Source organism: Nocardia sp. NPDC006982, from assembly GCF_042869435.1.
GTDB lineage: Bacteria > Actinomycetota > Actinomycetes > Mycobacteriales > Mycobacteriaceae > Nocardia.
On record NZ_JBIAFV010000002.1, the window covers coordinates 636,333 to 661,005 of the forward strand.

Below are 24,673 nucleotides of genomic sequence, written 5' to 3' on the forward strand. Positions count from 1 at the left end.
GAGGGAGCAGCACGGTGAGTATCGAATCGGTGGCCTGGAGCCAGATGTATCGGCGGGCGAACGCGCCGCAGGAGCAGCGGCCGTTCCGGCTCGCGACCGCGCGGCGCATTCTGCGGTTCGCGCGGCCGCACCACCGCCGGATCGGCGCGTTCCTGCTGTTCAGCGTGGTGTCCGCACTGCTCGCGGTGGCGACGCCGGTGCTGGCCGGTCGGGTGGTCAACGACATCGTCGGCGGCGCGGCGCCGCGCGTCGTGGTCACTCTCGCCATCCTGATCGGCGGGATCGCGGTGGTCGATGCCGCACTCGGAGTGATCATTCGCTGGCTGTCCTCGCGGATCGGTGAGGGTCTGATCCTGGATCTGCGCACAGCCGTGTTCGATCATGTGCAGAAGATGCCGGTCGCGTTCTTCACTCGGACCCGCACCGGTGCGCTGGTCAGCCGTTTGAACAGCGATGTGATCGGCGCGCAGCGCGCGTTCAGCGACACGCTCTCCGGTGTCGTCACGAATCTGGTCACCCTCGCGCTCACCCTCGCCGTCATGGTCCGCATCTCCTGGCAGATCACGCTGCTCGCGCTGGTGCTGCTGCCGGTATTCGTGGTTCCGGCCCGGCGGATGGGCAATCGGCTGGCCGGATTGCAGCGCGAAGCCGCGGGCCTCAATGCGGCGATGAGCACCCAGATGACCGAACGGTTCTCCGCACCCGGCGCGACGCTGGTGAAGCTGTTCGGACGGCCGCAGCAGGAGTCGGACGAATTCGCACTCCGCGCGCGTCGAGTGCGCGATATCGGGGTGCGCACGGCGATGCTGCAGACGGTTTTCGTCACCTCGCTGACCCTGGTTTCGGCGCTGGCACTGGCCCTGGTCTACGGACTCGGCGGGTGGTACGCGCTGCGCGGCCAGCTGGATGCCGGTGCGGTGGTGTCGCTTTCGCTGCTGCTGACCCGCCTCTACACACCGCTCACCGCACTGGCCAGTGCTCGGATGGAGATCATGTCCGCGCTGGTGAGCTTCGAGCGGGTCTTCGAGGTGCTGGATCTGAAACCGCTGATCGAGGACGCGCCGGATGCCGTCGCGGTGCCCGCGGGTCCGGTCGAGGTGGAACTGGACAATGTCACCTTCGGCTACCCGTCGGCCGACAAAGTGTCGCTCGCCTCACTCGAGGATGTCGCGACGCTGGATACCCGCGGCGGGGTAGACGTGCTGCACAATGTTTCGCTGCGGGCCGAGCCCGGTCAGCTCGTCGCGCTGGTCGGTTCCTCCGGTGCCGGGAAATCCACTGTGGCCCAACTCGTTTCCCGGCTCTACGACGTGGACGGCGGTGCGGTGCGGCTGAACGGCACCGATGTGCGCGAGCTGACCACGACCTCGATCCGGGACACCGTCGGCCTGGTCACCCAAGACGGCCACCTGTTCCACGACACCATCCGCGCCAATCTGCTGCTGGCCCGACCGGAGGCCACCGAGGCCGAGCTATGGGACGCGTTGCAGCGGGCTCGGCTGCGTGAGCTGGTGACGTCACTGCAGGACGGTCTGGATACCGTCGTCGGCGAGCGCGGCTACCGCCTCTCCGGCGGTGAACGCCAGCGACTGACCATTGCCCGGCTGCTGCTCAAACAACCACGCGTGGTGATCCTGGACGAGGCGACCGCATCATTGGACTCCACCTCGGAAGCCGCTGTCCAAGAAGCACTTTCCGAAGCGCTGGACGGTCGAACCGCACTGGTCATCGCACATCGCCTCTCCACCATTCGGGCCGCCGACCAGATCCTGGTGCTCGAGGACGGCCGAATCGTGGAGCGCGGCACGCACACCCAATTGCTGGCCGCCGATGGACGCTACGCGGAGCTGTACCGCACGCAGTTCGCGGACGAGTCGGTCGAAGTCGCGGCCTGAGCGCACCGAAGCCCGGCTGAGCCGGGCTTCGGTGCGTACTGTCAGAATTCGCCTGCGACGCCGAATACGGTGCGTCCGGAGTGGTTGCCGTGCTGAATGGCATGCAGGACCCGCTCGGCCTCGGTGATGGGCGCGAAGTTCTCGATGGCCGAAAGGTGCTGGGGCCGCAGCTCATTGGCGAGTCGTGCCCACATCGCGCGGCGTTTGTCGATCGGGACGTACGCGGAGTCGATGCCGAGCAGCGATACGCCGCGCAGGATGAAGGGCATGACGGTGGTCGGCAGATCCGGTCCGCCGGTCAGGCCGCTGACCGCGACCGCACCGCCGTAGCCGATCGCGCTGAGAATATAGGCGAGGGATTTGCCGCCGACACTGTCCACCGCACCGGCCCAGGTGGCCTTGGACAGTGGACGCAGTTTCGCATCCGGATCCTCCGGCAGGCGACCGATCACCTCGTTCGCGCCGAGTTCGGCCAGCCGATCACCCGCATCGGTCTTTCCGGTGGAGGCGATCACCTCGAAGCCGAGGCCCGACAGAATATCGATGGCCACGCTGCCGACACCGCCCGTCGCTCCGGTAACCAGCACCGCGCCGGTGTCCGGGGTGAGTTCGTGATCGAGCAGCCCCTGCACGCTGAGTGCTGCGGTGAAACCGGCGGTGCCGAGCGCGGCCGCGTCGCGGGTGCTGAGACCGTCCAGCTTGACCACCCAGTCGGCCGGCACCCTCGCGTACTCGGCGAAGCCGCCGTGATGCGAAACGCCGATGTCATAGCCGTGCGCCACCACCTGATCACCGGGCGCGAAATCGTCGACCTCGGAGGTGACGACCTCACCGGTGATATCGATGCCGGGGATGATCGGATACTTCCGGACCACGCCGCCGCCCGCAGTGATCGCCAGCCCGTCCTTGTAGTTCGCGCTCGAGTAGTGCACCTTGATCGTGACCTCACCCGGCCCGAGGAAGTCCTCGTTGACCTGCTGCCGCGTGAGCACGATCCCGCTGTCCGATTCTTGTGCCACCATCGCCCAGAACTCCATGCCGACGAGCATACGAGCGTCGGCCGGTGCCGGGGCGGATCTTCGCCGCCGGCTATTGCGGAACGAGTTCGAGGCGCACGCCGAGCAGCCTGACCGGGCGATCCAATTCGAACCGGTCGATGATGCGCAGGGCGGTTTCCACGATGGCCGCGATATCGGTCGTCGGCTCGGGAAGTTTCTCCTGCTTGCTGCGGGTATAGAAGGTATTGCTGCGGACGGTCACCGAGACGCGCAGCGGGGTGCGACCCGCGGCGGCCATCTCCTCGCCGACCTCGGTGGCCAGTCGCGCCACCTGGGCGCGGATCTCCTCGGGATCGGTCAGGTCGTGGGGGAAGGTCTCGGATTTACTGCGGCCCACCGGAATTCGCGGTTCGGTGGTGACGTCGGTATCGCCCTTGCCGTGGCCGAGCACCCAGAGATACGGGCCGGTATTCGGACCGAACTCGGCGGCGAGGCGCTGGCGATCGGCGGCCATCAGGTCGGCGACGGTTTCGATGCCGAGTTCGGCCATCCGCGCGGCGATCCGATTTCCGATGCCCCACAGCGCATTCGTCGGACGGTGTGCCATCACCTCGACCCAGTTCGCGGCAGTGAGCCGGAAGATCCCCGCCGCCGCGCCGACGGTATCGGCGGGCGCGGCCGAGGACTTGCCCGCGGATTTGGCGAAGCCGGTCGCCAGCTTGGCCGTGAGCTTGTTGTCGCCGATGCCGATGGCGCAGGTTAGTTCCAATTGGGCGATGGCGCTACGGATTTCGCGTGCGAGCTGCTCCGGATCGTCGGTGTCGGCGGCGAGGAATGCCTCGTCCCAGCCCCACACCTCGACGCGGCCGGGAAAGGTCCGCAGCAACGCCATGACTTCCTCGGATGCCTCCTCATAGGTGGCCATATCCAGCGGCAGGAAGATCCCGTCGGGACATTTGCGCTTGGCCGAGCGCAATGCCATCCCGGCGCGCACCCCGAATGCTCTGGCCGGATACGACGCGCAGGTCACCACCTTGCGCGGTTCGTCGGGATCGCCATTGCCGCCGACGATGACCGGCAGGCCGCGCAGCTCCGGATGGCGGCGGAATTCCACCGCCGCCTGGAACTGGTCGAGATCGACGTGCAGCAGCCACCTGGGCATACATAGGTCTTACCGCATGACCATGACAAGCAGCGGAAATTGGCCACGAACGTCCCTGGTCGACTCGGAAACGAGCCGTCCGTACGATCTCCGTCAGGACGAGCAAGGGGAGAGCCGCATGACCGACGCACAGGAGAACCTGCCCGCGGTTCGGGTCGGCGATATCGATCGCGAGGTCGCGGCCAAGCAGCTGCAGCTCGCCGTCGACGAGGGGCAACTCGATCTGCTCGAGCTGGATAAACGGCTGGTCGCGGTTTATTCGGCGCAGACGGCGCAGGAACTGGTCGCCATCACCGCCGATCTGCCGGTGATCGCCGCCGCGCGCGAACCCATCGAACTGCGCACCGGCAGTGGGGCGCGGGTGAAGGACGGCGCGTGGATCGTCCCCGCCGAGATCACGGCCGAATGCAGTTCCGGCGGCATCAAAATCGACTTCACGCAGGCACTGTGCCCGCATCGCGAGGTCGTGGTACATGTTGCCGTGGGTTCCGGCACGATCCAGTTGATCGTGCCGCGCGGCTGGCGGGTCGACCTCGATCGGGTGCAAGCCAGCAGCGGGACCGTCAAGAACAAGGTGACCGAGGGCAGTCTGCCCGGATCGCCGCTGCTCCGAGTCGACGGGGAGATCGGCTCCGGGGCCGTGGTGGCGAAGTATCCGCGCCCGCTGCGGCGATCGTTCCTGGCCTGGCTGCTGCGCCGGCCCCGCCCGACCGTCTGACCGTTCCGCGCTCCACCTGGCGGACGCTAGTGCCCGCGTCCAGCTGGCTTCTGAGGTACCGAGATCCGTCGAGCGCAGTCAAATGGCGGTGCCGCGTGCCGTGTCGCGCCGCGTTTCGCCTGCGCTCGGCGAGCCGGCCGGACCGGATAGCGCGGCAACCTATCTGGACGGGGCACTAGCAACGGCTTTACCCTCACCTACCTGCGGTCCGCCGCCGGTACCCGGCTGCGCGGCGAGGCCACCGTCGCTCCGGGTCGACAGGGCCGTCGTCGCGTGCGAAATCTATGCCGAGCGTCCGGACACCGAACCGGTGCTGTGCGCGGTCGCCCAGGGTAATGCGCGCTCGGTCGAGCGCGAACTCGGCAGCTGAGCATCCGAGGACCAGCCCATGAGCGAACGCAACGTCGTGACCAGCGACCGGGGATACATACCCGCATCGGAGCGCGCGGCCACATGTCCGTCCGGACGCACCAGCAGCGCACCGCCCTGCGGCAGCTCGGTGCGGGCACCCCATTCGCTACCCAAGCCGTGCACCGCGATCTCGATACCGGTTTCGCGCTGCGCATCGGCCGCGGCATCGCGCCAGGCAGCCGACTTTCCGGCGATCAGTATCGCGTAACCGGGTCCACAGAGATCCAGGGTCGAGGTGGTGTGCTCGGCGTCGAGCCACAGGTGCGGCAGTCGCGTTCCGACCTGTCCGGTCAGCCGATCGACATGCGGCTCGACCCATTCGACGCACTCCGCGGGTTTGCGCGATACCGCGCTCGACGCGTACCGGAACCGCGACATGACCGCCCCGAAATCCAACCGACGCGCCAAAATGTCTGCGTTGTCGGGGGTTTCGATGCCGTAGCGGGTTTCGAAGTCGTCTCCCAGATTGGCCTGTTCGGCGGCGATGATCGCACGTGACCACCGTTCGACCTGATAGGAATCGAGCAGCGCGGGCCCGGCGGTACCCGACAGCACGGCAGCCAATTTCCAGACCAGATTATGCGCGTCGGCGACACCGGTATTGCCGCCGAAACCACCCCACGGCGCGTGCCGGTGGGCGGCGTCACCGGTCAGGAAGATCCGGCCGCGCCGATACTCGTCGGCCACGAAACTTCCGGTGTCCCAAGCACTTCGCGCCAGCACCTCGACCTCGATATCGGGCACGCCGATCGCAGCGCGGACCAGTTCGATGCAGCGCTCGTCCGGATAGTCCGCGGCCGTCTCACGGGTCGGGTCGTATTCGAGCTGAAAGGACCATTCGTCGGTGTTGTTCTTGGACAACACGAGTCCGCGCACGGTGTCACTGCTGATCTCGCATTGGCTGAAGGTGCGACCGCCCAGCACCTCCGTAAGATCCGTCCGCGCAAAGACATTGAGGTAGTGGCGCGTCGGCGGCAGCTCCCAGCCTGCGATACCCAATGCCCGACGGATCGGACTGGCCGCACCGTCGGCCGCGATGAGGTAGTCGGCCCGGATAACCGAGCTGCGACCCGACTCGTCCCGCAGGGATGCGGTGACACCCGCATCATCGGCCTCGAAATCGATGAGCTCGACTCCGAATCGGAGATCACCACCGCGTTCGCGGGCCTGCTCGGCAAGCACCGGCTCGAGCAGTACCTGGGGCAGGAAGCAGAACTGCGACGGGCTGGGATCGGCCGCCGCCATTGCCGACCGCAAGTGACTCAGGTCGAGCGGCTCAGCCGTGATCAGGCTGGTGCCCCGGCTCGCGCCGCCGAAGCTGCCCGCCCGCAATGCGGTCGCGGAGGCCTGGCGGACCCGCCCCTCGACGCCGACCTGACGGAACAGCTCGGTGGTCCTGGTGTGCAGGCCGCGCGCCTTCGGCAACGCCGATGCCTTGGTTCGCTTTTCGACGAGAACATAAGGGACATCGTGATATTCGAGGAACAGCGCGGCCGATAGTCCGACCAGGCCGCCGCCGACAACGAGAACGGGAATCCGCTGGGTAGGAGTCATGCCACGATCGTGTGCGCCCGGGCTTGCACCGCCCTTGCGTCGCGGTCACGGCGAGCATGCATACGAAACGGGCCGTACCCGCAGGTACGGCCCGTTCGAGGCGAATATCAGGCGCTCGCTGCGAATGCGGGGGCGCCCAGGGCCGGTTCGGCGACCGGCTCGATGGCGTAGGCCAGGATGTCGGCCACATCGGCGACCGGGCGCACATCCAGGGCGGCCAACACCTCCGCAGGCACGTCGTCCAGATCCGGCTCGTTGCGAGCCGGGATGAACACCGTCTTCAGACCCGCACGCTGCGCGGCCATCAGCTTCTGCTTGACCCCGCCGATCGGCAGCACCCGGCCGTTCAGCGTGACCTCACCGGTCATGCCGACATCCGCGCGCACCTGCCGACCCAGCGCCAGCGACACCAGGGCGGTGACCATGGTGACACCCGCCGACGGCCCGTCCTTCGGCACCGCCCCCGCCGGGAAGTGGATGTGGATATTGCGATCCAGCACCGACGGTTCGATGCCGATCTCCGCCAAGTGCGAGCGCACGTAGGTGAGGGCGATCTGCGCCGACTCCTTCATGACATCACCCAGCTGACCGGTCAGGGTGAGCGCGCGCTCGCCCTCGGCGCCATTGGCCTCGATGTAGAGGACATCGCCGCCGAGACCGGTGACCGCCAAACCCGTTGCCACACCGGGGACCGCGGTGCGTTCCACCGAATCCGGGGTGAAGCGCGGACGACCCAGGTAGTCCTTCAGGTTCTCCAGATCGATGGTCAACGAGGCCAGCGCGTCGTAACCCAGCTCGGCGTCGTAACCCAGCGGCACCACATTGTCGGCCGAACCAGTTCCGTCCTCGGACAGCCGAGTCGCGGCCTTGCGCAATGCCTTCGCGATCAACCGCTCCATCTGCCGCACACCGGCTTCCCGAGTGTAGTTGGCCGCCACCTCGCGCAATGCCTCGTCGGTGATCGAAACCTCCTCGGCGGTAAGCGCATTGCGTTCCAGCTGCCGTGGCACCAGGAAGTCGCGGGCGATGGCCACCTTGTCGTCCTCGGTGTAACCGTCGACGCTGATCATTTCCATGCGGTCCAGCAGCGGGCCGGGAATGGTCTCCAGGACATTCGCGGTCGCGATGAACAGCACGTCGGACAGGTCCAGATCCAGATCCAGGTAGTGGTCGCGGAATGTGTGGTTCTGCGCCGGATCCAGCACCTCGAGCAGTGCCGCGGCCGGATCACCGCGGAAGTCCGAGCCGACCTTGTCGATTTCGTCCAGCAGGACAACGGGATTCATCGATCCCGCCTCCTTGATTGCACGCACGATCCGGCCCGGCAGCGCACCGACGTAGGTGCGCCGGTGACCGCGGATCTCCGCCTCGTCGCGCACACCGCCCAGGGCAACGCGAACGAACTTGCGGCCCATGGCCCGTGCCACCGACTCACCGAGCGAGGTCTTGCCGACACCGGGCGGACCGACCAGCGCGAGCACCGCGCCGGAACCACGTCCGCCGACGACCTCGAGTCCGCGCGCGGCTCGGCGGGAGCGCACGGCCAGGTACTCGACCATGCGATCCTTGACCTCGTCCAGGCCGTGGTGATCGGCGTCCAGCACGGCACGGGCGGCCGAAACATCGGTGCTGTCGGTGGTCTTCACGGTCCACGGCAGGTCGAGGACGGTGTCCAGCCAGGTCCGGATCCAGCCGGATTCCGGGCTCTGATCGCTGGCCCGCTCCAGTCGACCGACCTCGCGCAATGCCTCGGCGCGCACGTCATCGGGCAGATCGGCCTGCTCGACCCGGGTGCGGTAGTCGTCGGCGCCGTCGGGCTCGTCCTCGCCGAGTTCCTTGCGAATGGCATTGAGCTGCTGACGCAGCAGGAATTCGCGCTGACTCTTCTCCATGCCCTCGCGGACATCTTCGCTGATCTTCTCGGTGACCTCCGCCTCGGCGATATGCGCCTTGGTCCACTCGATCAGCTTGGTCAAACGCTGTGCGGTATCGGGGGTTTCGAGCAGCTCGCGCTTTTCGTCGGCGGTCAGGTACGGCGCGTAGCCCGCGGTGTCGGCGATCGCCGACGGATCGGTCAGCTGATTGACCGCGTCGATGATCTGCCAGGCCTCGCGGCGCTGCAACACCGAAACGACCAGCTTCTTGTATTCGGCGGCAAGCTCTTTGGTGCGACCGTCGGCGGCGGGCGTCTCGACCGGTTCGGCCTCGACCCATAGCGCGGCGCCCGGCCCGGTGACCCCGTGACCGATCTTGGCGCGCCGTTCGGCCTTCAGCACCGCGGCGGGCGCGCCACCGCGCATCCGGCCGACCTGTTCGATGGTGGCGACGACGCCGTAGGAGGCGTAGCCCTCGGTCAATCGGGGCGCGAGCAGCACCGCGTCGGTATTCGCGGCGCGCGCGGCGTCGATGGCGGCCTGCGCCGATTCGTCCAGTTCGATGGGCACGACCATGCCCGGCAGCACGATCGGATCGGTCAGGAACAGCACCGGCAGGTTCTGTGGTGTAGTCACGTGTTCGACCCTTCCAAAAGTTGAGCGATGTCCAGTCAACCCCGGGCCTTCCACGTTTGTTCCACACCGCCGCCCACGTTCGCTCAGAGCGATCAGCGTTCGATGCGGCACTACAATTCAGAGCGTGTTCGAAGTCGATGCGCGGCCGATATCCGGACCTGTTCGCTGCGACAATCCGGACGGGCTGAGTATTGGTGAGGCCGCGCGTCTTACCGGGGTCAGCGTGCACACTCTGCGCTACTACGAACGCGCCGGCCTGGTCATCACCCCCGTCGACCGCACCGCCGGCGGGCGGCGGCGCTACCACCAGCTCGACCTGGACTGGATCTACGTATGCACCAGGCTGCGAGCCACCGGAATGCCCATCCAGACCATGCGTCGCTACGCCGAACTCGTGGCCGCCGGAAAGGGCAACGAGCCGGAACGCATCGCGCTGATGGAGGCGCATCGCGGCGAGGTGGTCGCCAAACTGGCCGAGATCCAAGAGAATCTCGCGCTCATCGACCGCAAGCTCGATATCTATCGAGGTCGAATCGCAATCGGCGACCGCGATTTCACCGCACCCCCGGGCTGATACCTCCGTCGGCAATGACATACGTGTTGCGGCGCTGAGAACAGCGGGACCGCCCTATTGGTGGGCGGACGGTGCCGGTGTTCGCTGAGCCGCTGCATCCGAGAGGAGCACGTGGGTGTTCGGACAGGACTGGAAGCAGGTGGGGGCGGTGCTCGCCGTTGTGGGGGCACTCATGCTGTTGGATGCGGTGCAAGACCCCGGGCTCAGTCCCGCATTGACACCCCATCGGAGCCAATGAGAATGTTGGCAGCTAGATATCTCACACCTGGGCGGCATTAGGGGGACCAACCGATGACAACACTCACCTCCGGAGTGTTCATCGATTGGGAACAGCTGACCGGTCTGTCCAAGTTCTCCGTCGATCTGATCACCTTTCCGATCTTCAGTGCGCTCGCCGGTTGGCTCACCAACTGGACCGGTGTGCTGATGCTGTTCTGGCCGGTCATTTTTCGCGGAATCCGGATTCCTGGCCTCCAGGTGTTGTATCCGTACTTTCCGCGCCGGGTCCAGGTGCTGCCGACATTTTCTGGTGACGGCCGCCGGCTCGGATTCCAGGGATTCATTCCGGCGCGTGCGGAGAAGATGGCGAGCATTTGCGTCGACAAGGCGCTGATGCGCATCGGCAGTCCGCGGGATTTCATCCACGAACTGGATCTGGAGAGTATTGCCGATTACATCGCGATACTCGCGAGCAAACAGGTCAAACCGCTCGTCGACGAGGTGATGTACCGGGAGAATCCGGACCTGTGGCGCGGGGTGCCGAAGGCGATGAAACAGGTCATCTATCAGCGGGTGGACCGGGAATTGCCCGGATTGACCCGGCGCGCCTTCGAATCGCTCGGCGACAATGTGGACCAGCTCATCGATATCAAAACCTTCGTCATTCGGTATCTGCAGGAAAACCCGTACATCCTCAAGGATCTGACCACCACCATCGCCGCCCCCGAATTGCGTTTCATGGTGCGCATCGGCCTGCTCGGTGCGCCGTTCGGCCTGCTGCTCGCGCTGTATATGCATGTGCACCACACCATTCCGGTGTTCGGCTGGGTGCCGGGTTGGCTGATCGTGCTGCTGGCCTCGGCGGCGATCGGCGTGATCGTGAATGTCATCGCGGTCAAAATGGTCTTCGAACCGGGTGATCCGCAGCCGCGCTACAGGTATTTGTGGAAGCAGGCGCTGCTGGCCAAGCGACAGCCGCAGGCGGCGACCGATCTCGCGCATATCCTCGCCTATCAGGTGTTGACGCTGCCGAACCTGTCCAAGGAACTGCTCGACGGTCCGAACGGCGATAAGACCAGGCAGCTGATCGAGCGGCTGGTCTCCGATGAGATCCATCGCCAACTCGGCCCGACCACCTCGATCGTGCGCGTCGCCTTCGGTCGCCGCCAGTTCGACAATCTCAAGGTCGGCGCCGCGGGCGCGGCGGTCGGGCTGGCTCCCAGCCTGGTCGAGGACGAGGCGTTCACCCTCGAACAGGCCAAGAAGATCGATGAGTTCGCCGCCCGTAAACTCCAGCACCTCACCCCGGGGGAGTTCATGGAGATGTTCTACGCCTCGGTCGAGCAGGATGCCTGGCTGTTGTACTTGCACGGCGCACTGCTCGGCCTGGTGGTCGGCGCCGCCCACCTGACGATTTTCGGCTGGTAACCGGCCCGAATCCGGTCGGCGGCGAGCCCGCGCCAAATACAAGCACGCGTGCTTGCATTTTTTTGAGCCCGCTGCGATGCTGGATCGCGACGGTGTACGAAGCAGTGCGCCTGGACGGGACAGGGATCTGATGGCCGACCTAGACGCGCTCCTGCGCGATTTCGCCGACGACTGCGCGGAACTGGAACAAATCGTCGCCCCGCTGGCGGACTGGTCCGCGCCGACACCGGCGCCCGGCTGGAGTATCGCCCATCAGATCGGCCATCTGGCCTGGACCGACGAGGTCGCCGCACTGGCCGCGACCGACCCGGACGGTTTCGCGAAGCTGGTCGAGGAGGCGGGCCCTAAGGCGTTCACCTTCGTCGACGAGGCCGCCGAGGAAGCGGCCACCGCACCCGCCGCCGAACTGCTCGACCGATGGCGCCGCGGCCGTGCCGGTCTGATCGAGGCGCTGCGCGCGCTGCCGTCCAGCACCAAACTGCCGTGGTTCGGACCGTCGATGAGCCCGGCATCCATGGTCAGCGCGCGCATGATGGAGACCTTCGCACACGGCCAGGACATCGCCGACGCACTCGGTTTGACCAGGACACCGACCACCCGGCTGCGCACGGTCGCCCATATCGGCGTGCGGACCAGGAACTTCGCCTACACCGTGCGCGGTAAGACCGTGCCGGCCGAGGAATTCCGGGTCGAACTCACCGCACCGGACGACAACGTGTGGTCCTGGGGTCCCGAGGATGCCGCGCAGCGGGTGACCGGTCAGGCACTCGACTTCTGCCTGCTGGTGACGCAGCGACGGCACCGTGACGATCTCGCGCTGAAAACAATTGGCGCGGACGCCGCCGAATGGCTCACCATCGCACAAGCTTTCGCTGGGCCGACGGGTGACGGGCGGACGGCGGGCCAGTTCGCCTGACCCGCCGCATCCGAACCATCGGGTCCGGCCGGAATTCTAGGTGCGGGCGAGCGCCACACTTGGGTGCGCCGTTCGTGTCGGCCGGACGCCGTTGGCCGGGTGTCTCGATGTGGCAGTCGAGAATGACGCTCGCCAGCTAAGTGTATTTACCCGCTCGTCAGCTTGTAGAAACATGGACGACGCCATTCGGCTCGGGTTCGGCATCGCGGGTATCACCAGGCTTTGTGATGCTGATCTCGCCCATGGGGCGCCACCTGCGGCCGCCCCTGTAACCTGGACAAGCGTACGGCTTTCAACGATGCGGGCCGCGCGGTGAGGGGATCAGGGGCGGACGGAAAGGAACGCATCGTGACACCTAAGCCTGCCCAGATCGCTCGGCATGCCGCCATCGTGCTCGCGGGCGCCGCCAGCCTCAGTCTCACCGTTACCGCGGGGTCCTACATCGTCCACCAGATGGCCGATACCCAGCGCGCCACCAACGTCGTGGCCGCACCGCCTGCGGTTCGGATTCCGGAGGTCGACACCGACTACGGACCCGTGCTCTCCGATGCCATATTGACCGGTGGAACTCGCGACCTGCCCGCACTATTCGGCCGCTTCCCCGCGGAATCCAGCGACGGCATGGTGAAAACCTCTCAGGCCCATACCGATTCGCCTGCCTCCGCCGGAATCAGCGGCAAACTGCGCCTCGGCACCGCCTATGTCGGCGCGCAGGTGGCACCGGGCCGGGCGAATTCCGTCGCCTTCACGGTGGATACCAATGCGCTGACGGCACTGACGGATTTCCTGCTCACCGAACCGGCTCGGGACCGGCTCGGCATCCACGCCGATCCGGATGGCGTCACCCGGTTGCGCGCCGAGGTCGATACGCACAACGGCATAGTGATATTCACCTTCACGGATCCGACCCTCGGTGAACACGGCCTGCGGCTCGATCGCAATCCCGCGCCGGGCACTGAACATGCTGCGACCGTGGAAGATTCGGCTACGTCGGAAACCGTCGAAGCGACCCCGAATGCGACCATGACGACGGCGAACCACACCGTCGCGGTCTAGTCCGCCTACGATGCGTCCCATGTACGACTTCTGTGTCATCGGGGGCGGGATCGTCGGAGTCGCGACGGCGCATCGGATTCTGCGACGTCATCCGGGTGCGAGCCTGGTGCTCGTAGACAAGGCCGACGCGCTCGCGACCCATCAGACCGGACACAACAGCGGCGTCATCCATTCCGGCATCTACTACCCGCCGGACAGTCTGAAGGCGCGGCTGTGCCGAAAGGGCGCTGCCTGGACGAAGGAATTCGCCGCGGCACAGGGCATTCCGTTCGAGGTGTGCGGAAAACTGCTGGTGGCCACCGATGCCACCGAACGCCGGCGGATGCTCGCGCTGCACGAACGCTCGGTCGCCAACGGGGTCGATGTCGAACTCATCGACACTGTCGAAATGACTCGCCGCGAACCGCATGTCACCGGAGTCGGCGCATTGTTCGTGCCCGCCACCGGCATTATCGACTTCACCCGCGTCACCAACGCACTCGCCGAGGAGGTCCGGACCGCGGGCGCCGAAATCGTGCTGAATGCCGAGGTCACCGCGCTCACCGAAACCACCGATGCGGTCACCGCGGCAGGTCCCGCGGGTTCCTGGACGGCGCGCACCCTCGTGGTCTGTGCGGGTCTGCAGGCCGACCGGATGGCCCAACTCGCCGGTCTGCAAACCGATTTCCGCATCGTTCCGTTCCGCGGCGAGTACTACCAGCTGCCGCCCGGCCGATCCGGACTGGTGCGCACACTTATCTATCCGATTCCCGATCCGAATCTGCCCTTCCTCGGGGTACATCTGAGCCCGATGATCGATGGCACCCTGACCGTCGGCCCCAATGCGGTGCTCGGCCTGGCTCGGGAGGGCTACCGCAAGGGCAGTTTCGACGCCCGCGACGCCCGTGCGGTGCTCGGTTTTCCCGGCTTCCATCGGGTGGCCCGTGCCAATGTGCGCACCGGACTGCGCGAGCTGCGCAACTCTCTGTTCAAACGCGGCTATCTGGCCGAATGCCGAAGGTACTGCCCAGATCTCACGATCGCGGATCTGCGACCACGCGAGGCGGGCATCCGCGCGCAAGCGGTACTGCGCGACGGCACCCTGGTACACGACTTCCTGATCGAACGCACACCGCGCTCGATTCACGTGCTCAACGCACCGTCACCGGCGGCGACCTCCGCCATGCCGATCGCCGAATACATCGTCGACCAACTGTGACCCCGCCGAGTTAGCTGGGTTGCGCGTTCCAGCAAACCAAGCGACCGCCCGGTCATCAATGTGGTAAGCCCGCCAACCAAATTCCCGGCAACCCCTCGAATAAAGAGGAGAGCTGTAGTACTTTTAGCGGAGCCAACAGGGAGGGGCCCTATGGGCCACATCAAGTACGCGAGCGACGTCGGAGCCCCGGTCGAGGTGGCCTTCACCTATACGGACAACCATCAGTTCGTGCCGGATTGGATGTTCGCCGTCGCCGCGTTCGAGCCGAAAGACCAGCTCGACCAGGGTCTCGGTGCGATCTTCACGACGCGGATCAGGCTGGGACTGTGGCGGCCGACCATCGAATGCGAGATCACCGAATACCGGCGCAATGTGGTGATCGGCTACACATTGCGCGGCCAGTTATCCGGCACTTTGACGCTGCGCTTCGACCCGCTCGGCTACGGACGCTCGGTACTGACCTCGCAAGCGGAGTACGCTCCACCGAGTGGGCTGTTCGGTCGGCTGTGCCTGCGCCTGGTGGATTCCGCCGTGCGCTCGGCACTGCGCCGCACCGAATCCCAGTTGCGAAGGGAGATAGAGGAATTCCACGGTACCGATCTTGTCGGTCGGATTGCGTAGGGTGCCATCCATGATCATCGTGAGCACCGACGGATCCTGCCTCCGCAATCCCGGCGGCGCCATCGGCTGGGCTTGGGTCAATCATCAGGGCGGTTCACGCAGTGGGGGAGCCGCCACCGGAACCAACCAGGTCGCGGAGTTGCGCGCGCTTTTGGAGGCGGTACTCGCCCATCCTGGCGAGGAACCGCTGTTCATCGAGAGCGATTCGCTATACGCGATCAAATGCGCCTCGGAGTGGATCTTCGGCTGGCGGACCAACGGCTGGCGCACCGCCAGCGGCGGCGCGGTGAAGAACGTGGAACTCATCAAACAGATCGACCGGGCCATCGCCTCCCGGCCGGGACCGGTCCGGTTCCGCTGGGTGCGTGGACACGTCGGCAATTACTTCAACGAAATGGCCGACACCCTCGCGGGCGAGGCGGCCAGACAGGCCGCGGCCTCCGCGGCGGCCGGTGAGATCCCGACCGCGGAACTGCCCGAGCTACAGCCGGTGCTCGAGGACTCCTCCGACAAGACCACAAAATCCGCCCGGCCGCGGTCAGCGGGGAAGCCGGTCGCACCAGCACCTCAGGCATTGACCCTGTTCTGAGTCCGCCGGGTGCGACCGGACGTAAGACCGCCGGAAAGACCTCCGGGCGGGTGGTGCCATTCCCACCCGCCCGGAGGCGCTTTTCGCCAGTAGTTGATCCGCTCAGTTGCCCATCTGCTTCAGGATGGGCAGATCGAACTTGTCGACCAGCCACTTGTCGCCGACCTTCTTCAGACCGGCCACCACCACGAGCTCCACCTTGCTCGGCGGCTTGTTCGCCGCGGCGATATTCACATTGGTGGTGGTCTGACCGATCACCACCAGCACATTCGCGTGCTCGGCATCGCCGGACTGGAAACCGCACTGCATGTCGTAGGTCGACGAGGTGGCCTTGGCGTCGATCACGACACCCTTGAGGTCCTGGCCGAGCTTGGCGAACTGATCCTTCCAATCACCGGCCGACGCGGCATCGACCTTCTTCAGGTACTCGTCGATGGTCTGCGGATCGTAGGTGGAGATCAGCTTGCCGTACTCGCACGCCGCCGCGGTGGCCGCCTCGTGCGCGTCCAGCTCATCGCCGCGATTACTCGCCTGCCGGTAGAAGACGACAACGGCGGTCACCGCCGCGACGAGCAGCACGCCGGCGACGAATGCGGCGACGATCGGCACCAGCGCGCCGCGATCCTTGCCGCCATTCTGCGGGACCGGCTGCGCCGCGCCCTTGGCCGACGTGTCCGCCGTCTGCTTCGGCGCGGACTTCGGGGCTGCCGGGGTCGGCGCCGCGGCTACCGCATCACCCGACTTCCCGATCTCGACGGTCTTGTCCTCGGCGGGCGCGTCGGCCTTGGCGTCCTCTTTCGGCGCATCCGAGTTCTGGTTCTCGGCGCCGACATCATCAGTGGACATCGATACAATCCTGCACTTTCCCGGCGCACCCGAGCGCACCGATATTGCCTTGTCGGTCCGCATCAGACGAACCGTTCGCACTCTGCGGGGGAGTATTCCCGGCCAGGGATCGCACGCCCGGGCCGGGGGTAACTCACCGTCGAATACGTATCGCTCGCTGTGTCAACTCACCGCTGTTGGGTTCACCGCAGCGGCGGCGGGGTCATTTCATTCGGATCCGCGCCCGGCGGCATTTGCGCGCCATTGTCCGGAACATTCGGGCGCGGCGCATTCGCCGAACCGCGCACCTGCAGTCCGGGCGGCGGGTTCTCGCAGTAGTTCCACTTGGGCAGCGAACCGTCCTGGATCACCTCATTGCGGATCGGCGTGTGCTTGTACTGGCAGATCGGCCGAACCCAAATATCCGCGACAGCGTGGAATTCGTTGTCATGTGCCGGCACACCAGCGGCGGACAACCCGAGGTTCAGGGACGGGAACAGCGCCTGCAGCGCCGGAATCCGCAGCTGCGCGGCCCGGGTCATCGCCGCGAAGTTGGCGGCGAGACTGGTGATCGGATCGGCCGTTTTGTCCAGCACCGCACCGAGACTGGTCAGCTGTCCCGGCGCCTTCTCCAGCACCGCCTGCAGTTCACCGTTCGCATTGTTGAACTGGTCGAACAGCTGACCCGAATTGTGGGTCAGCGTCGCGAGATCGGGCTGCGCCATCGAGGTGGTGTTCGCGATGGTGCGCAGGTTGGTGATCAGATTCTGGGTCTGCGGCAGCAGATTGTCGAAACCGGCCATGGCCAGGCTGATGCCGTTCACCATGCCACGCAACTGATCCGGGCCACCGCTGAGCGCGGTGTCCAGGTTGGCCAGGATGACGCTGAACTTATCCGGATCGATCTGGGAGATCAGCGCGCTGGAGTTGTCGAGCACCGACCAGATCGGGGTCGGGGTCTTGATCTTCTCCGCATCGAATTCGATGACCGAACCGTCCTTCAGGTACGGCGCCTGCTCGGAATTCGGCCGGAAGTCGATGTACTGCTCACCGGCACCGGAGAGCGCGCCCACCGAGATCTTGGTGTCGGCAGGAATCTTGTACTTCGCGTCGATTTCGGCCTTCGCGGCGATGGATTGTCCGCGATTGACCAACTCGATCGAGGTCACCTTGCCGATGCGATAGCCCCGCAGGGTCACATCGTTGCCCGGCTGCAGACCACCGGAGCGGTCCAGATCCACGGTGACGGCGTAGGTCGACTTCAGCGGATTCACCCGCATCACGCTCACCAGCAGATAACTGGCCCCGACGACGAACACCAGCACCAGGCCGATAGTGGACAGCAGCATCTTGCGCTGCATCAATTTGCCGAGCCAACTCATCGGTGACCCCCCTGCAGTCGTCCTTGAATCGCCTGCAGGACGGTGATCAGGCTGCCCGCGAAGTCGCTTAGGTCGCGGCCGTCGAAGAACTTGCCCTGCGCCGGATCCGACAACAGGCTGAAGTTGTGAATATTGGTGACGGTGGCGTAGACCGCGAGGCTGTTACCGCGGAAGGACGCATCGAGCGGGCCGCGTATTTCGTGCAGCGCATCCAATGCGGGACCGAAGTTCTGCTCGGTCTGTGACAGCGCGTTCATCAGCTTGTGCACATTGTCGAGTAGGTCGCCCAGTTGGTCGCCTGAGGTGTTGGCATAGTCGCCGAGCGCCGCGCTGGTCACCGAAATCTTCTGCAACAGATCGCCGATGGCCCGGTTGTTCTCCGCGATGGCACCGATCATCTGCGGCAACGAATCGGCGACCTGCCCCAATTCCGAGTGCCTGCTCTCGATGGTGTTGGCCAGCGTGCTGAACTGGGCGAGCACGCTGTCCACCCGGGCGCTGTTTTCGTTCAAACTGCCAACCACGCCGGTCATTTCATTGATCAGATGTGCTATCTGATCGCCGCGACCACCGACGATGGAATCCATCTCCGAGGTCAGCTTGGTCAGCGCGGCCACGCCGCCGCCGTTGAACAACATGGATACCGAGATCAACAGCTCCTCGACGGTGGCGCCCGCCGAGGTCTTGTCCCGGCCCAGCGTGTCACCGTCGTGCAGGACCGGCGCACCCGGATCCGCCTTGGCTTTGGACACCGCGATGAACACATCGCCGAGCGGGGTGGCCTGGCGCAGTTCCGCAGTACTGCCGACCGGAAGTTCGATCTCCTTGCTGATCTTCAGATCGACAATGGCTTCGAAGTTCTTGGTCTGGATATTGGAGACCACACCGACATCCGAGCCACCGATCTTCACCTTCGCCTGATCGGGCAGATTCAGCGCATTCTCGAATTTCGCGTGCACGGTGTAGGTTTCACCGGCCAAGCCCGGTTTCGGCAGCGGCAGCTTCTCCACCGTGAAACCACAGCCGGAGGTGATGGCCACCCCGGATGCCGCCGCCAGCGCGAGCAGCGTGCGGCGGGCCTTCATCGTGAACCGGTCGCTCATTTGGTCATCCCCAACAGTGCCGCCGTCATACCGAGGTCCGGACCGAGATCCTCGAGCTTGCCGGTGCGGCAGCCATCCGAACGCATCTGAATCCGTTCACAGAACACGCTCAGCAGTTCACCGTTGAGGAAGGTCGGCAGGTTGCCGTGCAGCCGGACGTAGCCCAACTCCCGGTTCATCGACCGGTCCAGGTTTTGCATGAGCAGCGGCGCGATGTCGACGACCTCGGTGAGGCCGCGGGCATTGGCACGCAACTGATCGGTCACCTTGGTCAGACCCTCCAGCGAACTGCCCAGCTGATCCTGGTACTGCACGAAGACCGAACTCGTATTGGCCAGGAAGTCGTTGAGCTGCTTCAGCGTGGCCTCCAGCCCGGGGGCCTGATCGCTGAGCAGTCCCGTCATCTGCGTCATCCGATTGCTGAAATCGCGTACGGACTGGTCGTTTTCGGCCAACATCGTGGTCAGGTCGTTCAACTTGACGATGATGCTGGAGACCGCGTCCTTATTGTCGACGCCGACCTTCAACGCGCTGGAGAGCGCGTTGAGGGTGTCACGCATCTTCTCACCGTTGCCGTTCAACATCGGATAGAGCACCCGACCCGACAGCGGACCGATGCCCTCGGTACCCGGTTCCGGCTTGAGCGCGGCGGCGAACTGATCGATGGTCTTGAGCATCGTGTCCAGCTCGACCGGTGTCTTGGTCTTCGCCTTGGGCAGATGCGCGCCGTCGGACATGGACTCGCCCTGGGTGTAGACCGGGGTCAGTTCGACATGGCGGTCGGTGACGATGGACGGCGAAATGATCGCGGCCATCGCGTCTTTCGGGATCTTGACGTCCTTGTCGATCGTCATATGCACTTCGACCAGGGTGCCCTTGGGAATGATCTTGTCGATCTTGCCGACTTGCAGGCCGAGCACCGTGACCGGATTGCCCTCGAAGACACCCGCGATGTTCTCGAAGTCCGCGGTGATCGTCATCGTGTTGCCCAGTGCGCTGTTCACCGAACTCGGCACCAGCGAGCAACTGCCGACGGCCAAGGCCGCGGCGCTGATCATCAGTGGTTTGGCCACCCGCCGCAGGTTCGGCCGGCGCAGGTTGATTCGCATCAGTCTCATCCCTGGCACCCCTCGATCATGTGGGCGAAGCACAACCAGTTGTCGGGGAAGAGCCAGGGGAGGCCGACCTCACCGTACGGACCGTTGCCGAACGCGTTGTTGAAAGTGCGCACCGACACCGGCATGATCTGCAGCATCCGGTCGAGGTTGTCCTTGTTCTTCTGCAGGCCCTCCGCCATGGTGTTCAGCTGCGCGATGGTCGGGCCGAGCTGGTTGTTATTGGCCGCACCGATCTCCTGCAGCTGGCGGCTCAGCGTCGACACGTTGTCGAGCAGCTGGCGCAGCAGGCTCTGGCGTTCCATCACCCGGTTGGCGATGGCCTCGCCCTGGGTGATCACCAACAGCACACTATTGCGGTTGTCGCCGAGAATCCTGGTGACCCGGTCGAGATCCTTGAGCAGGCTGTCGACCTCCTCCTTGCGCGAATCCATCACCTTCGCCAGTGCGCCGACGCTGTCCAGTGCCTGCGCCGTCAGCGCGGGCGAATCACCCATCTGCTTGTTGATCAGATCGAGCGAGGTGGCCAACTGCTTGGTGTCGAGCGCCTCGAACTTCGGCGTGCCGTACTCGACCACATCGGCAAGGTTGTACGGAACCGAGGTGTTGGACAACGGAATTCGGCTGTCCTTCAGTCCCGACCCATCACCGGGGTCCAGATCGACATAGCGTGCGCCGAGCAGCGTCGCCATCTTGATCGAGGCCCTGGCATCGGGACCGAGCTTGACATCGTTGTCCACGCTGAGGGTGAGCAGGATATGTCCGTTCTCCAGCTTCGCACCGGACACATGGCCGCTCGGGACACCGGCCACATTGACCTTGTCGCCGACCTTGACCCCAGCGGTCTGCACGAACTCGGCCTTGACCGTCTTCTCACCGACGCCGATCAGCTTGTAAGCGCTCGAGCCGATCAGCAGCACGATGATGAGGACGCCACCGAGGACACCCAGCCAGAAGTAGCGGTTGCTGTTGAACCTGTCCTTGATCTTGGTCATCATGGGCGGCACACCGCCGACTGTCCGTTGCCACCGATCTGCGGGAGCAGACCGCGGGGGAGCAGGATGCCGTACAGCGAGACGTCCAGCTTGCAGAAGTACGCATTCGCGTAGGCGCCGTCCTGGGTGAACTTACCGATGGCGGACAGCGCCGCGGGCAGGTCGATCGCAGCTTGGTCGAGTTTGGCGCCGTTGGCGATCAACAGTGTCAGCGCTGCGCTCGTCGAATCCTGTGCGGTGGTCAGCTTCGGCTGGATCTTGCCCATCATGTCGACCAGTCCGCTGGTCGCGTCCGCGATCTGCACCGTGGACGCTTGCAGCGACTGCCCCTGGTCGTACAGGCCGCCGATCAGTGCCCGGGTCTGGGTAACCAGGGTCTCCAATTCATCACCTCGCTTGGCCAACCCGGACATGACGCCGCTGAGGTTGGTGATCACATCGCTGAGAATCGCGTCTCGGCGCTGGAAATCCGTGGCCAGGGTAGCGGCCTGAGTGATGAACGCGCTCAACGAAACTCGGTCACCCTGCAATGCCTGGATGAAGGTCTCCGAGAGCCGGTTCACCTGCTCGGGCTGCAACACCTGGAACAGCGGCTGGAATCCGTTGAGCAGTCCGGACACATCGAAGGACGGTTCGGTGCGCTCGAGCGGAATGGTGGCCTTGTTCTTCAATGCCGCCGGGCTCGCTGCCTTGCCCGGGGCCAGGGCGACATAGCGCTGGCCGATCAGGTTCTGGTAGCGCACCAGCGCCTTGGTGTCGTCGTACACCGTCTGGTTGCGCTGCACGATGAACGTCACGTTGGCGACGGACTTCTTGGTCTTCGAATCGCGGGTGACTTCGATCTTTTCGACCTTGCCGACCCGCACGCCCGCCATCCGGACGTCATCACCCTCGCGCAGGCCGAGCACATCGCTGAAGGTCGCGGTATAGGTGTTGGTGTCACCCTCCACGACCCGCGCCAGCGTATTCCAGACGACAACGGTGACCAGGATCGAGACGATCGCGAAGAGGCCGAAGCCGATCAGTGGTTTACGAACGCTCATTCGGCGGCACCGCCGACCTGCAAAGAACCTCCGCGCATTGCCGAACTGAGCAGCAGATATTCGGCCGCCGTCGGCCGACGACCGAGCAGGGCCACGATCGCGGCATCTCCTTCGTACGAAATTGGACCGGCGGTCACTGGCGCACTCGCCGGTTGGGCGGGCACGGCCGGGGCCGCGGGCTGATCGGAGGAGGGCTGCGCACCCGGTGCGGGCGGCGCCAGATTCGGGAACAAACCCTCCAGCGGGGTGCCCGCGAACGGGCTGGCAGGCTTCGGCTCACTCGAGCTCGCCGCGAGCGGGTCACCCGGCGAGGTCAGACCCGGGATCTCCGGGAAGCCCGCGGGCAGTGGCAGTTTCGCCAAACCCTGAGCCGTTTGCAGCGAACGCGGCTGCATCGACGGCGGCAGGTAGCCGGGATCGGAGACCGCGGGTGCGGTGGCACAGCTCGGGCCGGCCAGGTTGCCGTAGCGCGGGCAGTCCGCCTGCTCGTACGGCCGATACGGGGTGAGCGTCGCACCGGCATTCCAGACCATCTGCCGCTGCGGACCCCAGTGGAAGGTCGTACTCAACTTGCGCAGCGAGTTGTTCAGCGAGGCTATGGTGTCTGGGATCGAATTCGCGTCCGCAGCAAGCGCGCCGAACATATCGCTGGTCCCCGCCGTGATCTGTTTACCGATATCACCGTTGCGGGCGAACAGGCCGTTGACCGTATCCACTGTGCCCGCCGTGCCACTGATCAACGCGACCAACGCGGTGCGGTGGTCGGCGATGGTCTGCGCGGTCTTCACCGAAGTGCCGAGCACATCGAGCAATTCGGGCGCGGACTCGTTCAGTGCGCGGGCCGAGGCCGAGAAATCATCGAGCAGCACACCGAGATTCGGGATGGACTCGTCCACCGAGGTGAGCCACTTGTCCAGCCGCTCGATGGTGGAGCCCGGCATCCGGCCGCTGCCGTCCAGCGCCTGGGACAGCGTCCCGAGCACCCGGCCGAACTGCACCGGATCGAGCTTGGTGAGGATGGTCCGCACGGTGGTGAGGGTGTCCTGCAGCGCGATGGTGCCCTGGCTGCGGTCCTCCTCGATGGTCGAACCCTCGTGCAGGTACTTATCCGCGGGACCGTTGAACACCAGCTCCACCGAGGTGACGGCGAACAGGTTGCTCGGCACCACACGGGCGGTCACGTTCGACGGGATATCGCCGGCGAACTCCGGCTTCAGGTCGATCTGCACCTTCTGCAGCTCGCCCTTGGCGGCGACCTCGACATCCTTGACCGCACCGACCAGCACGCCGCGGAACTTCACGTCGGCCTCGCTGGGCAGCCCGTCACCGGTGGTGGTCAGATTGGCCACCACATGCACCTTGGGCACGAAATAGCCTTGGTATCTGGCCATCAGGAAGCCGAGGATCAGCGCGAAGACGACGAGTCCGCATACGCCGGCGACCAACAGTTGTCGCATGGTGGGGCCACGCCCACTGGGATCGATGATCATCTCGTCCTACCCCGAGATCCGGATGCCGGGATTGACGCCCCAGATCGCCAATGTCATGAACAGGTCCGCGAAAACCACGATGATGATGCACATCTTGATGGCCCGACCGGCCGCGACACCCACGCCCTCCGGACCGCCCGAGGCGAAAAAGCCGTAGTAGCACTGGATGAATGTGGTGATCGCGACGAACACCATCGCCTTGGCCAGTGAGTAGAGCACGTCTGTCGGTATCAGGAACTGATAGAAGTAGTGCGCGTAGGTACCGCTGGAGGTGTTGCCGATCAGCTGCACCGTGAGCGAACAGGAAATGTAGGCCATCGCCAGGCCCAGGCAGTAGAGCGGAACGATGGCGATCATCGCCGCGAACATTCTGGTGCTCACCAGATACGGCAGCGGCCGGATCGCGATCGACTCGAGCGCGTCGATCTCCTCGGAGATCCGCATCGCGCCGAGCTGCGCGGTGAAGCGACAGCCGGCCTGGGCGGCGAAGGCGAGTGCCGCGAGCAGCGGCCCCAACTCCCTGGTGGTCGCGAATGCGGAGATGGCGCCGGTGATCGGGCTCAGGCCGAGCAGATTCAGCGACGTGTAGCCCTGGATGCCGACCGTCATCCCGCCGAACGCGCTGAGGATGAGGATGACACCAATGGTGCCGCCACCGACGACCAGGCTGCCGTTGCCCCAGGTGACATCCGAAAGCAGCCGCCAGACTTCCTTCGGATAGTGCCGCAGCGCCAACGGGATCGAGCCCACCGACCGCAGGAAGAAGAACACCTGGTGACCCAGGCGCGCAACCATATCCACCGGGACCTGCGCGGACTTCTTTATTTGCCGAAGTGGCCGCAGCAGCGGCGGTACATAGGTTGTTGACACC

The 24,673-nt window shown here is 65.3% G+C and carries 21 protein-coding genes; 9 read left to right on the forward strand and 12 right to left on the reverse strand.

The window, feature by feature from the left end:
* The first annotated feature begins 14 nt into the window (after window positions 1–14).
* On the forward strand, window positions 15–1,895 hold the full coding sequence (locus tag ACFYOW_RS11850; RefSeq protein ID WP_387286971.1) for an ABC transporter ATP-binding protein: 1,881 nt from the start codon (window positions 15–17) through the stop codon (window positions 1,893–1,895).
* 41 nt (window positions 1,896–1,936) lie between these two features.
* Here ACFYOW_RS11850 and ACFYOW_RS11855 read toward each other — a convergent pair whose 3' ends face one another.
* A complete protein-coding gene (locus ACFYOW_RS11855; protein ID WP_387286973.1) occupies window positions 1,937–2,932 on the reverse strand; it encodes an oxidoreductase in 996 nt (331 codons plus the stop codon).
* A 52-nt stretch (window positions 2,933–2,984) separates the two neighbouring features.
* Window positions 2,985–4,055, reverse strand: coding sequence for a DNA polymerase IV (locus ACFYOW_RS11860; protein ID WP_387286975.1), 1,071 nt, complete (start codon window positions 4,053–4,055; stop codon window positions 2,985–2,987).
* 118 nt (window positions 4,056–4,173) lie between these two features.
* Between ACFYOW_RS11860 and ACFYOW_RS11865 the strand changes: the two genes are divergently transcribed.
* The gene (locus tag ACFYOW_RS11865) at window positions 4,174–4,773 is read left to right on the forward strand and encodes a DUF1707 domain-containing protein (protein ID WP_387286977.1); all 600 of its coding nucleotides are present in this window, start codon (window positions 4,174–4,176) and stop codon (window positions 4,771–4,773) included.
* Between the two features lie 282 nt (window positions 4,774–5,055).
* Here ACFYOW_RS11865 and ACFYOW_RS11870 read toward each other — a convergent pair whose 3' ends face one another.
* On the reverse strand, window positions 5,056–6,738 hold the full coding sequence (locus tag ACFYOW_RS11870) for an FAD-dependent monooxygenase (protein ID WP_387286979.1): 1,683 nt from the start codon (window positions 6,736–6,738) through the stop codon (window positions 5,056–5,058).
* 107 nt (window positions 6,739–6,845) lie between these two features.
* Complete coding sequence (lon, locus tag ACFYOW_RS11875) at window positions 6,846–9,188, reverse strand: endopeptidase La (protein WP_387287495.1); 2,343 nt, start codon at window positions 9,186–9,188, stop codon at window positions 6,846–6,848.
* 184 nt (window positions 9,189–9,372) lie between these two features.
* Between lon and ACFYOW_RS11880 the strand changes: the two genes are divergently transcribed.
* From ACFYOW_RS11880 to ACFYOW_RS11910, 7 genes are all read left to right on the forward strand, one after another.
* The gene (locus ACFYOW_RS11880) at window positions 9,373–9,822 is read left to right on the forward strand and encodes a MerR family transcriptional regulator (protein ID WP_387286981.1); all 450 of its coding nucleotides are present in this window, start codon (window positions 9,373–9,375) and stop codon (window positions 9,820–9,822) included.
* A gap of 291 nt (window positions 9,823–10,113) precedes the next feature.
* Window positions 10,114–11,469, forward strand: coding sequence for a hypothetical protein (locus ACFYOW_RS11885; protein ID WP_387286983.1), 1,356 nt, complete (start codon window positions 10,114–10,116; stop codon window positions 11,467–11,469).
* Between the two features lie 130 nt (window positions 11,470–11,599).
* Window positions 11,600–12,385, forward strand: coding sequence for a TIGR03084 family metal-binding protein (locus ACFYOW_RS11890; RefSeq protein ID WP_387286985.1), 786 nt, complete (start codon window positions 11,600–11,602; stop codon window positions 12,383–12,385).
* A 348-nt stretch (window positions 12,386–12,733) separates the two neighbouring features.
* Window positions 12,734–13,441, forward strand: coding sequence for a hypothetical protein (locus ACFYOW_RS11895; RefSeq protein WP_387286987.1), 708 nt, complete (start codon window positions 12,734–12,736; stop codon window positions 13,439–13,441).
* A 19-nt stretch (window positions 13,442–13,460) separates the two neighbouring features.
* Entirely contained in the window at window positions 13,461–14,639 is a 1,179-nt protein-coding gene (lhgO, locus tag ACFYOW_RS11900; protein ID WP_387286989.1) for an L-2-hydroxyglutarate oxidase, read from the forward strand.
* A 150-nt stretch (window positions 14,640–14,789) separates the two neighbouring features.
* Window positions 14,790–15,260, forward strand: coding sequence for an SRPBCC family protein (locus ACFYOW_RS11905; protein WP_387286991.1), 471 nt, complete (start codon window positions 14,790–14,792; stop codon window positions 15,258–15,260).
* Window positions 15,261–15,270: 10 nt separating this feature from the next.
* Window positions 15,271–15,849, forward strand: coding sequence for a ribonuclease H (locus ACFYOW_RS11910; RefSeq protein ID WP_387286993.1), 579 nt, complete (start codon window positions 15,271–15,273; stop codon window positions 15,847–15,849).
* Window positions 15,850–15,951: 102 nt separating this feature from the next.
* Here the strand turns inward: ACFYOW_RS11910 and ACFYOW_RS11915 are convergent, their stop codons facing one another.
* The 8 genes from ACFYOW_RS11915 to ACFYOW_RS11950 all read right to left on the reverse strand — a co-directional run bounded on the left by ACFYOW_RS11915 (window position 15,952) and on the right by ACFYOW_RS11950 (window position 24,672).
* Window positions 15,952–16,695, reverse strand: a complete 744-nt coding sequence (locus ACFYOW_RS11915; protein WP_387286995.1) for a hypothetical protein — start codon at window positions 16,693–16,695, stop codon at window positions 15,952–15,954.
* Between the two features lie 182 nt (window positions 16,696–16,877).
* On the reverse strand, window positions 16,878–18,056 hold the full coding sequence (locus tag ACFYOW_RS11920) for an MlaD family protein (protein WP_387286997.1): 1,179 nt from the start codon (window positions 18,054–18,056) through the stop codon (window positions 16,878–16,880).
* Entirely contained in the window at window positions 18,053–19,159 is a 1,107-nt protein-coding gene (locus ACFYOW_RS11925) for an MCE family protein (protein WP_387286999.1), read from the reverse strand. The genes ACFYOW_RS11920 and ACFYOW_RS11925 overlap by 4 nt, the downstream gene beginning before the upstream one ends.
* A complete protein-coding gene (locus ACFYOW_RS11930) occupies window positions 19,156–20,268 on the reverse strand; it encodes an MCE family protein (RefSeq protein WP_387287001.1) in 1,113 nt (370 codons plus the stop codon). The genes ACFYOW_RS11925 and ACFYOW_RS11930 overlap by 4 nt, the downstream gene beginning before the upstream one ends.
* Before the next feature lie 5 nt (window positions 20,269–20,273).
* On the reverse strand, window positions 20,274–21,269 hold the full coding sequence (locus tag ACFYOW_RS11935; RefSeq protein WP_387287497.1) for an MCE family protein: 996 nt from the start codon (window positions 21,267–21,269) through the stop codon (window positions 20,274–20,276).
* Complete coding sequence (locus ACFYOW_RS11940) at window positions 21,269–22,312, reverse strand: MCE family protein (RefSeq protein WP_387287003.1); 1,044 nt, start codon at window positions 22,310–22,312, stop codon at window positions 21,269–21,271. The genes ACFYOW_RS11935 and ACFYOW_RS11940 overlap by 1 nt, the downstream gene beginning before the upstream one ends.
* On the reverse strand, window positions 22,309–23,802 hold the full coding sequence (locus ACFYOW_RS11945) for an MCE family protein (protein WP_387287005.1): 1,494 nt from the start codon (window positions 23,800–23,802) through the stop codon (window positions 22,309–22,311). The genes ACFYOW_RS11940 and ACFYOW_RS11945 overlap by 4 nt, the downstream gene beginning before the upstream one ends.
* A 6-nt stretch (window positions 23,803–23,808) precedes the next feature.
* A complete protein-coding gene (locus tag ACFYOW_RS11950) occupies window positions 23,809–24,672 on the reverse strand; it encodes an ABC transporter permease (protein ID WP_063042477.1) in 864 nt (287 codons plus the stop codon).
* Between the last annotated feature and the right edge of the window lies 1 nt (window position 24,673).

Bases quoted from the DNA above. Each gene is read 5' to 3' on its own strand.
- ACFYOW_RS11855 (WP_387286973.1), bottom strand. From the start codon at position 2,932: ATGGAGTTCTGGGCGATGGTGGCACAAGAATCGGACAGCGGGATCGTG.
- ACFYOW_RS11885 (WP_387286983.1), top strand. From the start codon at position 10,114: ATGACAACACTCACCTCCGGAGTGTTCATCGATTGGGAACAGCTGACC.
- ACFYOW_RS11935 (WP_387287497.1), bottom strand. From the start codon at position 21,269: ATGACCAAGATCAAGGACAGGTTCAACAGCAACCGCTACTTCTGGCTG.
- ACFYOW_RS11925 (WP_387286999.1), bottom strand. From the start codon at position 19,159: ATGAGCGACCGGTTCACGATGAAGGCCCGCCGCACGCTGCTCGCGCTG.
- ACFYOW_RS11865 (WP_387286977.1), top strand. From the start codon at position 4,174: ATGACCGACGCACAGGAGAACCTGCCCGCGGTTCGGGTCGGCGATATC.
- ACFYOW_RS11870 (WP_387286979.1), bottom strand. From the start codon at position 6,738: ATGACTCCTACCCAGCGGATTCCCGTTCTCGTTGTCGGCGGCGGCCTG.
- lon (WP_387287495.1), bottom strand. From the start codon at position 9,188: ATGGTCGTGCCCATCGAACTGGACGAATCGGCGCAGGCCGCCATCGAC.
- ACFYOW_RS11940 (WP_387287003.1), bottom strand. From the start codon at position 22,312: ATGAGCGTTCGTAAACCACTGATCGGCTTCGGCCTCTTCGCGATCGTC.
- ACFYOW_RS11910 (WP_387286993.1), top strand. From the start codon at position 15,271: ATGATCATCGTGAGCACCGACGGATCCTGCCTCCGCAATCCCGGCGGC.
- ACFYOW_RS11905 (WP_387286991.1), top strand. From the start codon at position 14,790: ATGGGCCACATCAAGTACGCGAGCGACGTCGGAGCCCCGGTCGAGGTG.
- ACFYOW_RS11860 (WP_387286975.1), bottom strand. From the start codon at position 4,055: ATGCCCAGGTGGCTGCTGCACGTCGATCTCGACCAGTTCCAGGCGGCG.
- ACFYOW_RS11890 (WP_387286985.1), top strand. From the start codon at position 11,600: ATGGCCGACCTAGACGCGCTCCTGCGCGATTTCGCCGACGACTGCGCG.
- lhgO (WP_387286989.1), top strand. From the start codon at position 13,461: ATGTACGACTTCTGTGTCATCGGGGGCGGGATCGTCGGAGTCGCGACG.
- ACFYOW_RS11930 (WP_387287001.1), bottom strand. From the start codon at position 20,268: ATGCGAATCAACCTGCGCCGGCCGAACCTGCGGCGGGTGGCCAAACCA.
- ACFYOW_RS11915 (WP_387286995.1), bottom strand. From the start codon at position 16,695: ATGTCCACTGATGATGTCGGCGCCGAGAACCAGAACTCGGATGCGCCG.
- ACFYOW_RS11920 (WP_387286997.1), bottom strand. From the start codon at position 18,056: ATGAGTTGGCTCGGCAAATTGATGCAGCGCAAGATGCTGCTGTCCACT.
- ACFYOW_RS11945 (WP_387287005.1), bottom strand. From the start codon at position 23,802: ATGATCATCGATCCCAGTGGGCGTGGCCCCACCATGCGACAACTGTTG.